This window comes from Paenibacillus allorhizoplanae, assembly GCF_927798215.1.
Classification (GTDB): domain Bacteria; phylum Bacillota; class Bacilli; order Paenibacillales; family NBRC-103111; genus Paenibacillus_E; species Paenibacillus_E allorhizoplanae.
The window spans coordinates 32,652-50,335 of the sequence record NZ_CAKMMW010000014.1; the positions used below are offsets into that span (position 1 = coordinate 32,652).

Below are 17,684 nucleotides of genomic sequence, written 5' to 3' on the forward strand. Positions count from 1 at the left end.
AGCCCTATTTCCACGCTTGTGGAGGTAGGGCATTGTTGTGTTACACGCCGACTATTCATACAAAAAAAGAGCCATCCTCACCCGTAGTTTTCACTACACTGAGGACGACTCTTCTCATAATGACTTCGTTGTGTCATTCGGCAATAAGCCCGTTAATTTGCTTCGCAGATAACTAAACAAGTGCATCGGACGCTGCTCCAAGAAATACAGCACATCCTGATCCGGTGCCAGTAGAATGCCGAGTTGATGATGATCACCGGCAAAAATCCCCCGCTTCAGGAAGCGAACCTCTCCTTGATCATTCAAGACTTCCAGTCGGCAGAAAGCGGAGTTGAGCCCCATGGCTGCATGCAGATCCGTCTTTGTCTTAATTTTGTATCCATTGACTTTGTGGATGATCTCCCCGACGCTGATTCCTAACTGCTGAGCTGGACTGTTCGGAACAACGGATAGCACCATAAGCCCGCGCTCTGAGTGGATGTAGAAAGGCGTCTGCTTCGCTTCTACCCATTGGTTGTAGAGCAGCAGTCCTTCATGAAGGGCTATGCTAAGGATCGCGACAAGCAGCACCAGTGGCGTCCAGTAGTGGGCAGCAACGGCTGTGCCTAGCAGAACGAGCCCGTACAGATAGAGCAGCTTAGCGCTAAAGCGTGCCTGTCTCTTCGGGAGCTTCGAAATCGTCAGCTCCGTGAAGCCAATCATCGCTGGGAATGCCAGCATCGTCCAACCAGCGCTTAAATTAGAGGCAAACAACGTTTGCCACGGCAAGCCCAGTTCACTACCTCCAGCCATCGGCACTAGGAGAAACAGAGGGACTGGCCAGAAGCCTTGCAGCTGCTGCGCGCCAATCATTTGCCCGCGCTTCCCTTCCAGGAACAGAGGAGTCGCCATTCGCGCACCTTGGAAACCAACGAGCACTCCCTCCAAGAGATGAAGCACGCCTACGATGACCAGCAGCGATGGGATATCTGCACTTGCAATGGTCTCGAGAAACGTGTAAGACTCACGTAGACTGTCTGCATTAGGAAACCAAGAGAAGATCACTTGGGCAATTCCTAGAATCCCTACTGCATAAGCTAAGCATAGGAATCGGATGCGGAATATCATCAGTACGACGGTGATAATCCAGAGCACGATCACGACATTCAGTTGTATGTTTACTCCGACGAAAAGGAGTAGAACGGAGGCTCCTAGCCCGCCTAACCAGCCCCACAGCACCACACGCCACGTTTCATTCAACAACGAATGAAGCCGCGTGTGAAACAGCTTGCGTTCTAATTGGATTTGCTTCCTGTAATGTAACACGATAAAAACAATGCCTATATAGTAGAAAGGATTCGTAAACAACTGCCCCACAGCCAGCAGCATTCTGTCCAATAATTGAAACCACACATCCATACGAATCTAGGCTCCTTGAAAAAGAAATAGGAAGGCTGCCTAAGCAACCTTCCTACTCTATTTCGACTGTGAAAGCTTATTTCCTGCCGCTCCGCACAATTTCCATTAACTAACGGTTATTATTTTCCAAGTTGTTTCTGAATTTGAAAGACAGCTGCTTTCAATTGCGAGTCATTCTTCGGGTCACGAATTTGCGCTAAAATCGCTTTTTCGATTTTGGCCGCTGTATCCGTATCAACTTCGCCGGTCACCGGCAAATCATTGGTCCGTTGGAACGCTTTAACCGCGAGAGCCGTTTTGTCGTTGAAATAGCCATCTGTTCGCTCCGGATTGAAACCAATACCAGCCAGCATCAGCTGCAAATTCTTCACATCATCGCTGTTGTTGTCTAGTTTCAACACATCTTTCTTCGTAAGCGGTGCTGCTTTGAAATAGGCTGGTTGCTCGATCAGGATATCCGGTGTAATACCTTTTTTGTGAATCCAGTTGCCATTTGGCGTTAACCATTTGTAGACAGTCATCTTAATGTTGCTGCCATCGCCCATTTCCTTCTCGAACGTGACTTGAACCGTTCCTTTACCGTAGGACGTTTCACCAACAATCTTACTGCCTACTGCTTCTTGGAATGCGCCTGCAAGGATTTCCGATGCGCTGGCACTTCCTTTATTAATCAACACGGTTACTGGATAATTCTTACCTTTACCTGTAGAAGGTGTTGGCTCACGTTTGCCGTCCCGATTCTCCACTTGGAGAATGGAAGCCCCACTCTTCACGAATGGATTCACGATATCGACAACGACATTCAGAAGACCGCCTGGATCATTACGAACATCGATGACGAGTCCCTTCATCCCTTTGGCTTCTAAGTTTTTCAACTCTTCAGCAAAACGAACGGCCGTGTTCGAGGAGAACTGACGAATCTCAATTTTGCCAATCTGATCCTGCATCATTTCACCGTAGACCGTTTCAACGTCAATATTGTCTCGAACCACGATGACTTGAACCGGATCCCCAGTTCCTTGACGGAGTAAATCCAGCTTAGCTTGCGTGCCCTTCGGTCCGCGGATTTTCATAACCGCTTGATTCAATGTAAGCCCGTCCAATTTGTCGCCATTCACAGAAAGGACAACGTCTTTGGATTGAATGCCTGCTTTCTCGGCAGGTGAACCTTTAATCGGTGATACAATGACGAATTTACCATCCTCAAGCGATACCTCAGCCCCGATGCCTTGGAAAGAGGACGTAATGCTCTCATCAAATTGTTTGGCTTCCTTCTGATCCATATAAACGGAAAAAGGATCCTCTAATGATTCCAACATCCCATTGATAGCTCCGTTAACTAATTGATCATGATCAGGCTGTTTCAAATATTTGCTTTCAATTAGCTGAAACGTTGTTGCGATCTTGCTTAAATCCTTGCTCGAAAGACCAGACGAAGCAGATACTGAGGTAGCTGAACCTCCTGTTGATTGCTCCTTCTGCCCCCAAGTAAAGGAGGGATCTACAATCGTTAATGTGACAATACTGCTTGCAAACATAGCTAACAGAACAAATACAATGACCGTGCGACCTTTGAATTGCAAAACCGATTCACCGCCTTTTTCCTAAAACCGAATTTGAGTTGGCCTGTTTGTAGTATATGACAAGCCATACCCCTTTTATAACCAGTTTGTCCTATCGTAGGTATGGTTTAGGATCGGTAGGGACTTCATTTTTCCTAACTTCAAAATGCAAGTGATTACCCGTCGACTGTCCTGTGGAGCCCACGCCAGCAATTTTCTGGCCGCGCTTCACGACATCGCCTACTTTCACATAAATCCCATCGTTCATAATATGACCATATAACGTCCACAGCCCATTCCCGTGATCCACGATGACACAATTCCCGTAACCGTTCATCCAAGAAGCATAAATAACAGATCCATTCTCCGCAGCAAGAATTGGCGTACCTTTCGCCGTACCTAAGTCAATCCCTTTATGGTTCTCTGCTCGCCCTGTAACGGGATTAATCCGCGCTATGAAATCAGAGGTCATTGGCGCCTGTACAGCCAAAGGATATCCAAGCTTACCGCCCGAATACGTAAACGGTGATTTCGCATTCTGTGCTGCCCGCTTCTTCGCTTGCAAATCCGCCTCTTGCTTCGCCAGTTGCGTGATCATTCTGTCGCTTTCTTCTGAAATATCCTCGAGCTCTCTCTCCTGCTTGGAAAGGGAAGCTATCTTCACTTCTTTCGCTTTTTCCTTCGCTTGCAGATCGTCACGCAAGGCATCTGCTTCCGCATAAAGCCCCTTCACGTTCTCAAGCTGCTTCTCGGTATCTGCCTTCTTCAGCATAACCGTTTCTTTGTCTTTCATATTCGACTCTAATATTTCTTTATCTTGATTGACGATAGATTTCAAGGCTTCGACCCGATTCAAAAAATCAGAGAAGCTCGTTGCACTCAACACCACATCCATATAGGAAACGAAACCGTTCATATACATTAAGCGAACGCGGGATTTCAACATATTATCACGGCTCTCTACACGAGCCTCAGCTTCATCCAACTGCTTAGCGCTCTCTTCCAAGGCGTTCGACACTTGATCAATTTGTTCATTGAGCTGTGTCAGCTTCTTGCTCGCCTCATTCACCTGGCTGACAAGGGCATTCATATCCTTCGTTGTCTGCTCTTTCTCAGACTGAACTTTCGTGATTTGACTCTGGGCGCTATTGGCCTTCTGCTGCGCTTCCGCCTTCTGCTTCTTAAGCTGCGTCAACTGCTGGTCGATCTTGTCCGTTGCCGAAGCGGCATAACTAGCTGCATGAGGTATAGTCAGTGATATCGCCATACCTAATGTCAAAACGACAGGTAGAATCTTCTTCTTCAAGCACGTAGCCTCCCCATTTTCAAGCGATTGATGCTGCATGTATGGTTTGAATCTCTTACGTTCTGTCTCTAGGAATCTATGAATCTTTGAAAATGAGAAAACCGAAAGAAAAGATGAAAAAGGAGGCAGAGGAACGCTCTGCCCAGTTTTCATTCAAGGTTTCCTTATACGCGTAGGAACTTACGGACGGAAATGAGGGAACCCCATACGCCGATAACAATACCTAAGCCGATCAACAAAACAGTCATCGTTGGTGCAATATCTTCAAATGGTGTTAATTTAATCATCAATAAATTCAAATTCAAGGAGCTCAAATTCAGCAATTTCCAATAACCAGCAAGAATAATGGCAGTGGGGACAGCCGAACCAATGAGTCCGAGCAACGCACCTTCAATGAAAAACGGCCAACGAATAAAAGAGTTCGTCGCACCAACAAGCTTCATAATTGAAATCTCACGTTTTCTTGCCAAAATCGTAACTTTGATCGTATTCGCAATCAGGAATACCGCTGTAAAGGAAAGGAGAACAACGATACCAATGCCAATCCAACGTGCAATCTTCGTCACTTTAAACAACGCTTCCACGGTTCCTTTACCGTAGTTCACTTTGTAAATAGGCTTAGGATCCTTACCAACATTAAGCGCTGAGATCTGGTCGGCCACAACCGCCACATTCCGCGGATCATCCACTTCGATCGTGAATGCGTCGTTCAGCGGGTTGTTATCCCCCTCGAAGCCATCAAGGAGCGCTTTCCCGCTATCCCCTAACTTTTCGCGTAAGTAGACAAGTCCCTCTTCCTTCGAAACGAATTTAATCGTTTTCACTTCAGGGATCGCCTTGATTTGCGTTTCAAGCGCTGTGATTTGATCCTGAGCGGTGTTGACCTCCAGGTACACGTTGATCTCAACTTGTTGCTCAATTTGCGTAGCAACATCATTCACATTTAGGGTGATAAGTACGAAAATACCAAGAATAAATAGGGAAATCGCGATGGAGCTAATCGACGCGAACGTCATCCAACCATTTCGCACGACATTTTTCGTACCTTCTCGCAGATGTCGAGAAGCTGTACTAATCTTCATAGCCATATTCCCCCCGGATTTGATCGCGAGCAATAAGGCCATTCTCAATCGCAATCACGCGCTTACGCATCGTATTTACGATTTCTTTGTTATGTGTAGCCATGACAATGGTGGTACCGCGGAAATTAATTTCCTCCATCAATTTCATAATGCCCCATGACGTTTCGGGGTCCAAATTTCCTGTCGGTTCATCGGCGATAATGACGGAAGGGCTGTTTATTATTGCCCGGGCAATAGCAACACGCTGCTGTTCGCCCCCGGATAACTGGGATGGGAGGGAGTTTGCTTTGTCCTTTAGCTTAACGAGCTCAAGAACTTCCATGGTGCGTTTCTTGATTTGCTTCTTAGGTGCCTCAATAACTTCCATGGCGAAAGCTATATTTTCAAAAATCGATAATTTCGGAAGTAAGCGATAATCTTGGAAAATAACGCCGATATTTCGACGTACATAAGGAATTTTACGTTGTTTTAGTTTTTCTAAATTAAAACCATTTACGAAAATTTGACCTTTCGTTGGTCTTTCTTCTCTATACATCAACTTCATGAAAGTAGATTTACCTGCGCCTGAAGGTCCAACCACATAGACAAACTCATTGCGGTCCACTTTTACATTAATACCTCTTAATGCATGCGTCCCGTTGGCGTATGTTTTCCATACGTCCTGCATTTCGATCACAATATCACATCCTAATTATATAGATAGCCTATATCCATTCGACACAAAAGGTGAAAATCCTTCTAAAACCACTTTGAAATTCATGGGGAATACCGTCATTATACCATTTATTGTACATATTTTAGCCGAATCAGGATTATGTACTAAATTGGCATCGAGATTGATACATATAAAGAGACAGGCCGTATCACATTCGTATGTAAAGGAGTGGCTCTTCATGACACGCTCATTCAGAAACCCCATCCTCTATTTCTCGGTCGCTCTTGGTTTGTTCGTTACGTGCGGCACCGCACTCTACATATATGGATCTCAATCTACCTTCCCTGGGAATGTCACGATTGCTGGGTGGCGTGTTGGTGGCATGTCCTATGCCGAATTTCAGTCTGAATCCGAGCAGCGCCTGAAGCGACTAGCCGCTTTCCCGGTCTTTTTGCACGCATCCTATCCAGAAGTTCCAGCCAAAGAATTGTCACTTGGACAACTAGGCATTCGTTATGACAGGAGCCTTCTCACTCAATCCCTCCAACAATTAACTAGCGGATCTCCTTTCGAACGCGCCAAAGCCCGCTGGACCTTGCGTAATGCGAATATCCCTTTAAATGTCTCGCTGGATCCCATTCAACTTTCGGCCACCGTAAAGGACAGTTGGAAAGAGCTATATTCGAAACAGCCTGTTGCCGCCAAACGCATCCTCAAATCGCAAGATCAGGTTGATTACGAACCAGAGCGAAATGTGCTGCGCATCGATACTGCGCACTTACAGGAACAGTTACAAATCATCGCCCCTAGCTTGGGTACGCTAACGCACACCGCACCACTCGGGCTCTCGTTACCCATTTATGAGCAGAGCCCCTCTATCACAATGGCATCCTTGAAGCAGCAAGGTATCGATGGCAAAATTTCCGAATTCACGACCTCGTTCCCCCAATCAGGCGAAGGACGGGTTCACAATATACGAGCAACCGCTGCATCTATTCAAGATTACTTGATGGCACCGGGCGAAACCTTTGATTACAGTAAAATTATTGCACAGACGGAAGCCAAATTCGGTTATAAGGAAGCCCCTGTTATTCTCAATGGGAGTCTCGTCCCAGGAATCGGCGGCGGCATATGCCAAGTATCCACAACGCTCTATAATGCCGTTTTACGCAGCGGTCTTGAAATCGTAGAACGACGTAATCACTCTCTCCCGGTCAGTTACGTCCCTCTTGGGCAAGATGCCACATTCGCAAGCGGCTATATTAATTTCAAATTTCGTAACAATACCAATAGCTACATCTGGATTCGTACCATAACGACGGATTCTGCGGTGACCGTGAAACTTTTTGGACATCAAACACCAACAATCACCTATGACATTGCGTCCAAGATCGTAGAAACGATTCAGCCTCCAGTCAAATATGTGAACAATCCAAGCTTGAGCCCAGGGTTGGAACGTCCGATCAGCACCGGAAAAGTCGGTTACAAGGTTGAGACCTATCGAACCAAACGAGAAAACGGCACAATCGTGAGCAAAGAGTTAATCTCGAAAGATCAGTATTCACCTGTGCCTACAGTTATCGCGGCCAACCGTAAAGGTCTTCAAACGGAAGAGCCCGCTCCAAAGCAACCTATGGTAGAAGATGGCGTAAGTACGCTCGCTGTACAATGATAACCAATAAATGTGATGAAATCATGAAGGTCATGTGACTGTAGTTACTACGTCATTATGACTTTTTTCTTTTATGATAAGACTATGGAAAGAGTAGTGAAGGAGGCATAACGATGAGCAAAGTAGATTATTTCAAAGAATTAAACTATCGCTTGCGCGGACTTCCCGAGAAGGAGCGCCAAAATATATTAAAAGTATATGAGGAATTATTTCAAAAAGCCGTTGAAAACGGCAAGCATGAAGATGAGGTGTCACAGTCTCTCGGCTATCCGCGGGTACCAAACTGGGATGCACAGAAAGAGACACCACCAGTTAAAGAGGAAGCTACCAAGCGATCCATAGATGAGTTTGATGTTGAAGCGATACAAGCTGAGGAACTGCCTTATTCGAATGATGAGCTTGAAGAGGCAGCTATCCCGTATGTAAAGCAGCCCGATCCGGCCATCAGACCGAAGATTCCCGTACAAGCCCCAGAGACCTGGGTGCCGCCTGCCTATACCCAGCCACCTCAGCCGAATTACCAACCTATGTATAATACACCTTATCCGCCTCCCTATCCGACAACAAAGCCTGAAAGCGGGATTAAGGCGATCATTATTTCGATTATGCTCGGTTTCTTTAATCTCGTATTCGTTGTAGGTCCATGGGTTGGGGTTTGCTCTGCGTTGATTGGGTTGTTCGCCTCCGGATTCGCTCTTCTGATCGCCCCTGTTATTGGCGTGCTTACCAGCTTAGCGGGAACATCCGGGAGTGACTTCCAATTCATCTCCTTTACGCTGCTTGCCTGCTTTGGCTTAGGTATCATCATCACGACGCTAAGCAGTTGGCTGCTCAAACAGTTTTTCAAGCTTAGCTGGAAGTACATCCAATTCAACGCCAAATTGATTAAGGGGGTTTAAGCCATGCAACTTAAAGTGAAATTCTTCTTAGTGACCGGCTTTATCTGCCTGGCAATAGGCCTGATTGGAGCAGCTGTATCTTTCCAGTCACTGGACTTTGATACAGGCGTCGCTAACCTAGATATCGAGAAGAAAATAGCAGCAGCCAATATCGATACATTAATTATTGAAAATGATATCTCAGGCATGACGTTCGTTCCTAGCAATTCAGATGAAATCAGCGTTCGTTTAGTCGGCGCCGCCCGATCCGAGAATGCCCAGAACTGCACAATCGAGGCCGTAACAGAAGGTTCAAATACGTGGCGAGTTGACGTCTGTACGAATAGAAAAAATCACATTGATTTCGGATTTGATCTCACCGAATTCAAAAGCTTGTTCAGCGGCCAACGCCTTCGTTTACAGACAGAAGTTCGTTTGCCCGACAAGCTTTACAAGGCGATTACCGCCAGCACAGATACAGGCAGCATTAACTTCAAGGAAGTGAAAGCTGAGAAGCTAACTGCTAGTACAGATACCGGAACTATTACGGTTGACCGCTATGAAGGAAAAGCATTGAATCTACAAACAGACACAGGCAGTATCCATCTCAATGACGGGCAAGGTAATGTGAAGCTCAAAACCGATACAGGTTCCATCACAGCGAAACTTCGCGAGCTTGGTGATACAGTTACCGCTGAATCAGACACAGGATCAGTCCGCATACAACTAGATTCCGCACCCACAGATGCAACCTTTGATCTAAGTACAGATACGGGCACTGCTACGTTGGATGTGCCAGGTGTGAACGTTCAACAGCGTTCCGGCCATAATCAAGCCAAGGGCTCGATCGGCAATGGCAGCAAAAAAGTTACGGTACGAACGGATACAGGTTATGTAGAGGTTAAGGGTAGATAATCTCCCCTCTTTCAGATACGCATGTTTTTTCCAGAGGCTTCCTCTTAGGTCGATTTAGACCTTTTGGGGCAGCCTCTTTGCGTTAACAAAGCAATTACTTACATGTATATTATTTTGTCGAAGAAGAAGGAATTAAGTCACACGCCCACGAATATACAAAAATATACAGTTTTCCTCTATATTTATCCAAAAGTTAAAAAAACTGTATATACAAAGAGAGAAGAGGGTCAACATGAAAAATAGTAGAGAAATTCGAGAAGAAGCAAGAAAAGCATTAAAGGGGAATTGGCTTGCAGCAGTTGGACTGTATCTGATTACAATCCTGATCACGATACCCTTATCAATTGCTAGCAATCAAGTTGAAACAAACGAGCATTATGTATTATCTATTTTAATCACGTTGGGATCCCTCCTTCTTTCCGTTGTCATATCTACAACTGTATCAACTTACTTCCTCCACTTAGCTAGACAACAGAAGATTGGGTACTCTGACTCATTTGCATACGGAATTAAAAAGTTCTGGCCATTTTTCAAGTTAACTTTTTTAATGGGTCTCAAAATATTGGCTTGGACGCTTCTATTTATCATTCCGGGTATCATTGCTTCCTTACGATATTCACAAGCGATATACATTAAGTTAGACGATCCAGATGTATCTTCGTCGAAAGCCATTCGACTTAGTTCGGAGATGATGAAAGGGTACAAGTGGAAATACTTTTGTTTAGCACTTAGTTTTATAGGCTGGGTACTATTAGTTCCATTCACTTTATTTATCGGAGGATTATGGGTTGGCGCATATTATAATACCGCAAGATCGGTATTCTACGATATCCTGAACGCGGACAGATTAGTTAAACTTACCTAATAAGTCATACAATAAACTTAAACAGTAAAGCTCCTCCTAAGCATCCGATGGATGATGGGAAGAGCTTTTTTTAAGATAAATGGACTTCTCAGTCGGCACCCTATTTCAAAAAGGTCTGAATCTTCTCCAACAGCCGATTCCAATCAACCGGCTTCGTATCGAAATCATCGCAGCCGGCCTCAAAGGCCATCTCCCGATCCGATGCCATGGCATGAGCGGTTAACGCGATAATGGGAATTCCCTGCGTCTCCGGCGACGCTTTGAGCAGTCGAGTCGCTTGCCAGCCATCCATGACAGGAAGACTCATATCCATTAGAATAAGGGCTGGTGCCTCGGTCCGCGCTGCTTCTACACCTTGCTGTCCGTCTGTCGCCATAATGACTTCATAGCCTTTGCGAATTAAACGGCGGGACAGCATATCGCGGTTCATTTCGTTATCTTCCACTAATAAAATTTTATACATGGTCGTCCGTTTCCTCTTTGCGTCGAATACAGGCTTGATCCCCGTTGCTATGCTCATTCCTCGCACTTGCCATAAGGCTGCGGATCTCCTGCAGCAGCGTTTCGCGCTTAAAGCTTCCTTTTTGGATAATGTTTTTCACATACCCGTTCAGCCGCATCCGGTCCTCGGAAGCAATATCCTTCGCCGTAACAACGACAATCGGAATCCATTGCCATTCCTCACGTTTGCGCAGCTCCGTAACAAACTCAAAACCATCCATCCCCGGCATCATTAAATCGAGCAAAATCAATTGCGGAAGCGCTTGAGACATCATATTCAAAGCCGCGCGACCATCCTTCGCCTTCGAGACCTTGAAACCTTCCCTTTCCAACATTTGCGTCATCATATGACTTGTTGTCACATCATCCTCGATGACAAGTACAGCGTTGGTTTGACGCTCAGGGATATGCTTATCCAACACAGAGATTAATTTATCGATATAAACGGGCTTGGTTAGAAACTCTGCCGCGCCAAGCGCATAGCCCGTATTCTTGTCATCCGTCATCGACATCATGATAACGGGGATACCGGATAATTCCGGATCGTTCTTGAGCGTCGTCAGCACGGCCCAACCATCCATTCCCGGCATAAGTACGTCTAGAGATATCAAGGTAGGACGCAACTCTCTAGCGAGTCGAATGCCTTCTTCTCCATTTTGGGCCAAAGCAACCGTACAGCCTTCTTTACCAAGAAACCGCTGCATCAATTGCAGCACAGCTGGATCATCGTCAATGACTAACACCGTGCGATTATTTTGAATGTCGAACGGACTGCTCTCCATCACTTCATCAGAACTTCCAGCTACCTGACTCTCCTTTAAAGGCAACCAAGTGGTAAACGTTGTACCTTGACCGTACACACTATCAACGGTGATATGGCCACCCATCATTTGGCACAGCTTCTGAGAGATAGCAAGTCCAAGCCCCGTACCTCCGTATTTCCTGGTTGTCGAGGAATCGGCCTGTTTAAACGCTTGAAATAGATGCGTCATCTGCTCCGCAGTCATCCCGATCCCGGTATCCTGAATACTAAAGCTAATGCCCGATTGCCGATTAACCATCTCGTAACCTGCCGTCAGCGAGATTGTGCCATCCTTCGTAAACTTGCCTGCATTGCTCAACAAATTGAAGAGAACCTGCATCAGTTTCGTGACATCTGTTCGTATTTCTCCTTCAGGGAAAACAACCTCCAAACGGTTGCCGCCTGCCTCTATAAGCGGATTGACAGTCGTCAGCACATTGCGAATCAGAGTCGGGATATCACAGACTTCCAGATACATATCCATCTTACCCGATTCGATCTTGGAGAGATCCAGAATATCATTGATGAGTGTCAACAGATGTTTGCCAGCGTTGTGAATTTTCCCCAAATCGTCAGCAAATGCCGGTTCATTCATGTCTTCAGCATCTTCTTTGAGCATCTCACTATAGCCAATGATCGCATTTAGCGGGGTACGCAGCTCATGGCTCATATTCGCGAGGAACTGACTTTTGATCTGATTGGCCTCAATGGCCTCGTCACGTGCTTTGGAAAGCTCCGCCGTACGCTCCTTCACCAATTCCTCCAGTTGATCGTTTAACTGCATCAGCTCTTGATTCACGAAATAAATTTCCCGAGTCTTCTCCTCGGCGATCTGTTCGGCTGCCTTCCGCGCCTTCTTCTCCCGTTCTAGCTGCCTTCGAAGAACATCAATTTCGGATATATCCTGCATTTATTCCACTTCCGCTTTAGACAAAATAAACCGTGCCGCGGTTCCTTCCTCCAAGTTCTCACGTACCACATTAATCGCCTCACCATAGTGCTGAATGCATCCGTTAATCAGTCCTTCAGCCAAATCCGCAAACGGTCGCGAGGATCGGTAAATCATGATCAGCGTCCCTTCTACGGAAGTGTCATATTCGAATGCAGGCAGCTCCGCGCCTGGATAGAGCTTACGGACTTCAACGTGAATATAGCTGTCAACCTTTTGCAAAAAGCTGAATACCGTGCTATTTTCTTGAAGAAATTGCGGGTGCAGCTCGATGAGCTGGGTAAATAAATATTCACCGAAAGTGATAATCAAGTCTGTAACGGGGATGCTTGTCCGCTGGCTTAACTGCACGATAAGCTGAATCATTTCACTATGATCATAAGTACCTACGGAGGTATAGCTGCCGCCCGAAGGTAAATCCGAGCCTTCAATAATTTGATCCACGATACTTAAAGAAAATTTATTCTCCACCATTTCGAGAAAAGAAGTAAAAACCATGCCTTTCATCGTAACAAACTCCCCTTTGCTAATTAGAATAACTCTCTTTACGTACGATGTGCATGAAGGCATCCACCACTTGAGGATCAAAATGAAGGCCACGCTGCTTCTGAATCTCCGTCAAAGCTTCCTCGGTGGACCATGCCCGTTTATAGGGACGTTCGTGCGTTAGGGCATCATAAAAATCGGCAAGTGCCACAATGCGCCCTGCAAGCGGAATCGCTTCCCCCCTTAATCCGTTCGGATACCCTGTACCGTCCCATTTCTCATGGTGCGTTAAGGCAATCGTATGGGCCAACTGCAAGTCCGGGAATTGACTCCCCTGAAGAATACTTGCACCAATCGTCGTATGTGTTTTCATCTGTTCGAATTCTTCTGGACTGAATCTTCCTGGTTTCAATAAAATATCATCCGGTATGCCTAGCTTCCCCAGATCATGTAACGGTGTAGCTCGCTCAATCAGCGATGCTTCGTGATCCGATAAACCTAGTGAGGAAGCAATCTCCTTCGCCATTTGACCCACACGCTGCGTATGCTGCCCCGTCTGATCATCACGGAATTCCGAAGTTCTTCCCAGCAATTGAAGGATTTCCAGCTTCGCTTGCTCTAGTTTAACGGTCCGTTCTTGTACGCGCAGCTCTAATAACTGATTCTGGTCTTGCAGCTGCAAATGATAGAAACGTGTTTTCAATAAGTTCTTGATCCGTAAGACAACTTCTGTTTTATCTAAAGGCTTCGTAAGGAAATCATGAGCGCCCAAATGCAGGGCTTCCTTCTTAGCCTCCTGCGTCACATCTGCAGTAAGCACTAAGATCGGCAGATAATGACCTTCCTCCACCCGCTCCTGAATTAGCTTCAAAGCCGCAAATCCATCCACGTCAGGCATATGTAGATCTAATAAAATAATATCAGGTTTAATCTGTTCAAAAAGGACTTCTAGCTGTCTGGGATCCGTTGTACAGTGTAAATTGGAAAAACCTGCACGGCTCAGTATTCGCTCTAACAGGCTAATATTGTAGGCCTGATCGTCGATAATCAGAAAACGAGCGCCTTGCATCCAAATTTTATCCATCTATGCACCTCATTCCATCCTTGCTTGTAGATCTAATTCTAATGCATATTTTACCATATATATCATGCTGTGTGACTTTGTAATGTCGAAATGTAGAATAAAAAGCTGATATGGATGTCGTCGTTTACTCGAATTGTAAAAATTTTGTCGAAATAGAGGGATTACAATGACTATCAAGAATATATACAAAATAATACAGAAAGTAGGTAAATTAACCATATGTTAAAAAGTTTTCAGATGAACATTCAGATGAAGATTGTGACAACATCACTGCTTTTACTACTTATCCCCATTCTCATCCTCGGCAGTATCAGCTACTATGTATCTTCCAATGTCACGAATTCCTTGATCGAGAAAGACTTACGGAATGCCGTGCAAATGTCCATCCAACTGATTAAATCCTTCGATGATTCTGTTAAATCGGGGAGTATTACTAAGGAAGAAGCGCAAGAAAAAGTGAAAATATGGATGCTCGGTCCCAAAACCGATGGGAAAAGGCCGATCAATCCTAAGATTGATTTAGGCAAAAACGGGTATTTCTTCGTCCTTGATAACAAGGGTACCGAGCTTGCTCATCCTTCGTTGGAAGGCCAAAACATTTGGGATAAGAAATCGAATGATGGTCAACTTTTCATCCAAGAAATGATTCAAAAAGCAGAAAATAACGGTGGATTTACAACCTATATGTGGCCACTGCCTGGCGGTTCCACGAAGGAAGCCTTGAAAATTACCTACGCGGAGAAGGATCCACTGTGGGGATGGGTTGTCGCAGCCGGCTCCTATTTACAAGATTATAACGCCGGACAAACAGACATGTTGAATACGATTGTAATCACTCTTGTCATTTGTTTACTGGTCGGTCTATTGGTACTCATCCTCTTTGCAAGACATATCTCTAAGCCTCTCGTCCGAGTAGAACGTCAAGCCAGTCAGATTGCGACAGGCAATTTATCGATAGCGGATTTGAATGTGATGAATCGTGATGAAATCGGTAAGTTGGCTGGATCTTTCAATCAGATGAAAGCCTATATCAAGCAGCTCGTTTCGCAAGCAAGCTTAAGCTCCGGTGCCTTAAATGAGGAATCTAAGCAAGTCTCACATTCTCTGGATCAAATGGCACAAGCAGCGAACCACATTTCCTCTGTGATGCATGGTGTTGCAGCTAGTACAAACTCACATGCACTAAGTGTCATGGAAAGCTCCTCCGCTATGAAAGAATTGTCCGACAGCATTCAGCAAGTCGCATCCAGCTCTTCTATTGCCTTCGATTTATCAGAAAATACGGTTCTGGAAGCCGAAAAGGGAAATGCCTATATCCAGCAAACGAATGAGCAAATGCAGGTCGTTAGCTCAACCATGGACAACCTGTCTAGCATCATCGACTTACTGCGTGATCGCTCCCAGCAGATTGGTGAAATCGTTTCGATCATTTCCGACATCTCGTCACAAACGAACTTATTAGCCTTGAATGCTTCAATCGAAGCCGCACGTGCGGGGGAACATGGCAAAGGGTTTGCCGTAGTCGCTGGGGAAGTTAAGAAGCTTGCCGAACGCTCCAAGACGTCTTCAGAGCAGGTCACAGAGCTGATCGTTGGTATCCAAGATGATATCCTCGGAGCCGTTGAAACCATGTATAAAGGTGACCAAGAAGTCTCATCCAGTGTAGGGACGCTGAAGGAAACGGGGTTCGCTTTTGAACGAATTCACAGCGCTGTTAAGCAGGTGCTAGGGCAAGTACAGCAAGCTTCCTCGGAAGCCGATCGCATGTCAGCTACCTCTCAACAGATCATGTCATCCTTATCCGAAATGGAGAATTCCGCCAACCAATCGGCAGGTACAGCACAAACTATATCCGCTTTGACCGAAACACAGCTATCCAGCATCGATGGCATCTCAGCCTCGGTTAAAAACTTAAATGACATGTCAGCCCAGCTGCAGAATGTTATTCAACAATTTAAGGTATAGGGCGGTTCCCTGCCATTAGCGTAAAATAAAAAAGCTCTTCTCCTTCATCCTAGTGATGACGGGAAGAGCTTTTTTTTACGTGCCTATTCGAAAATAGTTTATTTACTTTTCTCTAAAAAGTCATGCAACCATGACTGCGATTCGGCCAACACTTGCTCCGCGCGACCAATGGCCTCGCTCACTTGATTGCTCGCTGTACCACCGAACACATTACGCGCATTCACGACTTGCTCAGGTTGAAGAACAGCATAAATATCGGACTCGAATAGCTCGGAGAACGTTTTGAACTCCTCGATGCTCATATCGAGCAAGTATTTTTTGTTTTGGATGCAGTAGAGCACCGTTTTGCCGATAACTTCGTGCGCTTGACGGAAAGGAAGACCTTTGTTCACCAGGTAATCCGCAATGTCCGTTGCATTCGAGAAGTCTTGGTTCACGGCTTGGCGCATGCGCTCCGTGTTCACTTTCATCGTGGATACCATGGGTGCAAACAATTGCAGCGCGCCTTGCAGGGTACGAACCGTATCAAACATGCCTTCTTTGTCTTCCTGCATGTCCTTGTTGTACGCCAGCGGCAGCGACTTAAGTACGGTCATCAGACCGAACAAGTTGCCGTAGACGCGGCCTGTCTTACCACGGACAAGCTCCGCTACGTCCGGGTTCTTCTTCTGCGGCATGATCGAGCTGCCGGTGCAGAATGCATCGTCGAGTTCGATGAACGCGAACTCGGTCGAAGACCATAGCACCATTTCCTCGCTGAAGCGAGAAAGGTGCATCATGATCATGGACGCGTTGGAGAGGAACTCCAGGATGAAATCGCGGTCACTAACCGCATCCAGGGAGTTCTCGTACACACGTCCGAACCCGAGCTGCTCCGCCACAAAATGGCGGTCGATCGGGAAGGTCGTGCCCGCGAGCGCGCCTGCGCCGAGCGGCAGCATGTCTACGCGCTTGTAGCTGTCCTGCAAGCGCTCAAGGTCACGCTGGAACATGCTGACGTAGGCCATCAGATGGTGCGCGAACAAGATCGGCTGTGCACGCTGCAGATGCGTATACCCCGGGATAATCGTATCGAGATTAGCCTTCGCTTTCTCAAGCAGGGCTTCCTGCAGCTTGATCAGCAAGCCAACGAACTCAACCACGCGCTTGCGCAGGTAAAGATGCATGTCCGTTGCCACTTGATCGTTACGGCTGCGGCCCGTGTGCAGCTTGCCGCCGACAGGACCGATCAGGTCGATCAAGGTTTTCTCGATATTCATGTGAATATCTTCGTTCTGAATCGTGTACTCTAGCTCCCCGCGGCGAATCATTGCTTGTACTTGCAGCAAGCCGTCTTTGATTTTCTCTACGTCTTCCGCAGGAAGAATCCCGCATTTGCCCAGCATTGTCACGTGCGCTAAGCTGCCTTCAATATCTTCCTCGGCAAGCTCTTTGTCGAACGTAATGGATGCTGTATATTCTTCGACCAATTGGTCGGTTTGTTTCGTGAAACGTCCACCCCAAAGCTTAGACACCTTGCATGACCCCTCTCGTTTTCACATACCTACACAAACTCTTATGGGAC

15 protein-coding genes are annotated in these 17,684 nt (G+C 46.1%); 5 read left to right on the forward strand and 10 right to left on the reverse strand.

Features of this window, described 5'->3' with window-relative positions:
* Positions 1 to 114 precede the first annotated feature (114 nt).
* The 5 genes from L6I86_RS21315 to ftsE form a co-directional block, all read right to left on the reverse strand.
* Positions 115 to 1,398 carry a PDZ domain-containing protein gene (locus L6I86_RS21315; protein WP_236290348.1) on the reverse strand — a complete coding sequence of 428 codons (1,284 nt, stop codon included), beginning with the start codon at positions 1,396 to 1,398 and terminating at the stop codon, positions 115 to 117.
* Between the two features lie 119 nt (positions 1,399 to 1,517).
* Positions 1,518 to 2,981, reverse strand: coding sequence for a S41 family peptidase (locus tag L6I86_RS21320; RefSeq protein ID WP_236290350.1), 1,464 nt, complete (start codon positions 2,979 to 2,981; stop codon positions 1,518 to 1,520).
* Between the two features lie 91 nt (positions 2,982 to 3,072).
* Positions 3,073 to 4,266 (reverse strand): murein hydrolase activator EnvC family protein, encoded by a 1,194-nt coding sequence (locus L6I86_RS21325; protein ID WP_236290353.1) that lies wholly within the window; start codon positions 4,264 to 4,266, stop codon positions 3,073 to 3,075.
* A 164-nt stretch (positions 4,267 to 4,430) separates the two neighbouring features.
* Entirely contained in the window at positions 4,431 to 5,348 is a 918-nt protein-coding gene (ftsX, locus tag L6I86_RS21330; RefSeq protein WP_236290355.1) for a permease-like cell division protein FtsX, read from the reverse strand.
* Entirely contained in the window at positions 5,338 to 6,024 is a 687-nt protein-coding gene (gene ftsE / locus L6I86_RS21335; RefSeq protein ID WP_056611468.1) for a cell division ATP-binding protein FtsE, read from the reverse strand. The genes ftsX and ftsE overlap by 11 nt, the downstream gene beginning before the upstream one ends.
* A 217-nt stretch (positions 6,025 to 6,241) precedes the next feature.
* On the opposite strand from ftsE, the gene L6I86_RS21340 reads away from it, so the two are divergent.
* The 4 genes from L6I86_RS21340 to L6I86_RS21355 all read left to right on the forward strand — a co-directional run bounded on the left by L6I86_RS21340 (position 6,242) and on the right by L6I86_RS21355 (position 10,333).
* The gene (locus L6I86_RS21340) at positions 6,242 to 7,675 is read left to right on the forward strand and encodes a VanW family protein (RefSeq protein ID WP_236290357.1); all 1,434 of its coding nucleotides are present in this window, start codon (positions 6,242 to 6,244) and stop codon (positions 7,673 to 7,675) included.
* Between the two features lie 113 nt (positions 7,676 to 7,788).
* Positions 7,789 to 8,574, forward strand: a complete 786-nt coding sequence (locus tag L6I86_RS21345) for a DUF1700 domain-containing protein (protein WP_236290359.1) — start codon at positions 7,789 to 7,791, stop codon at positions 8,572 to 8,574.
* 3 nt (positions 8,575 to 8,577) lie between these two features.
* Complete coding sequence (locus tag L6I86_RS21350) at positions 8,578 to 9,468, forward strand: DUF4097 family beta strand repeat-containing protein (protein WP_236290361.1); 891 nt, start codon at positions 8,578 to 8,580, stop codon at positions 9,466 to 9,468.
* 232 nt (positions 9,469 to 9,700) lie between these two features.
* Positions 9,701 to 10,333 (forward strand): DUF975 family protein, encoded by a 633-nt coding sequence (locus L6I86_RS21355; protein ID WP_236290362.1) that lies wholly within the window; start codon positions 9,701 to 9,703, stop codon positions 10,331 to 10,333.
* Positions 10,334 to 10,433: 100 nt separating this feature from the next.
* On the opposite strand, the gene L6I86_RS21360 is transcribed toward L6I86_RS21355, so the two are convergent.
* From L6I86_RS21360 to L6I86_RS21375, 4 genes are read right to left on the reverse strand one after another with little or no spacing between them, the layout of a single operon-like run.
* Positions 10,434 to 10,796 (reverse strand): response regulator, encoded by a 363-nt coding sequence (locus L6I86_RS21360; RefSeq protein ID WP_236290364.1) that lies wholly within the window; start codon positions 10,794 to 10,796, stop codon positions 10,434 to 10,436.
* Entirely contained in the window at positions 10,789 to 12,546 is a 1,758-nt protein-coding gene (locus tag L6I86_RS21365; protein WP_236290366.1) for an ATP-binding response regulator, read from the reverse strand. The genes L6I86_RS21360 and L6I86_RS21365 overlap by 8 nt, the downstream gene beginning before the upstream one ends.
* Complete coding sequence (locus tag L6I86_RS21370) at positions 12,547 to 13,092, reverse strand: heme NO-binding domain-containing protein (protein WP_236290368.1); 546 nt, start codon at positions 13,090 to 13,092, stop codon at positions 12,547 to 12,549.
* 19 nt (positions 13,093 to 13,111) lie between these two features.
* Entirely contained in the window at positions 13,112 to 14,155 is a 1,044-nt protein-coding gene (locus L6I86_RS21375) for an HD-GYP domain-containing protein (RefSeq protein WP_236290370.1), read from the reverse strand.
* A 237-nt stretch (positions 14,156 to 14,392) separates the two neighbouring features.
* Here L6I86_RS21375 and L6I86_RS21380 point away from each other — a divergent pair, with 237 nt between their 5' ends.
* Positions 14,393 to 16,120, forward strand: coding sequence for a methyl-accepting chemotaxis protein (locus L6I86_RS21380; protein WP_236290372.1), 1,728 nt, complete (start codon positions 14,393 to 14,395; stop codon positions 16,118 to 16,120).
* A 98-nt stretch (positions 16,121 to 16,218) separates the two neighbouring features.
* Here the strand turns inward: L6I86_RS21380 and argH are convergent, their stop codons facing one another.
* Positions 16,219 to 17,634: an argininosuccinate lyase gene (argH, locus tag L6I86_RS21385; protein WP_236290373.1), complete on the reverse strand. Its 1,416-nt coding sequence runs from the start codon at positions 17,632 to 17,634 to the stop codon at positions 16,219 to 16,221.
* Positions 17,635 to 17,684: the final 50 nt, after the last annotated feature.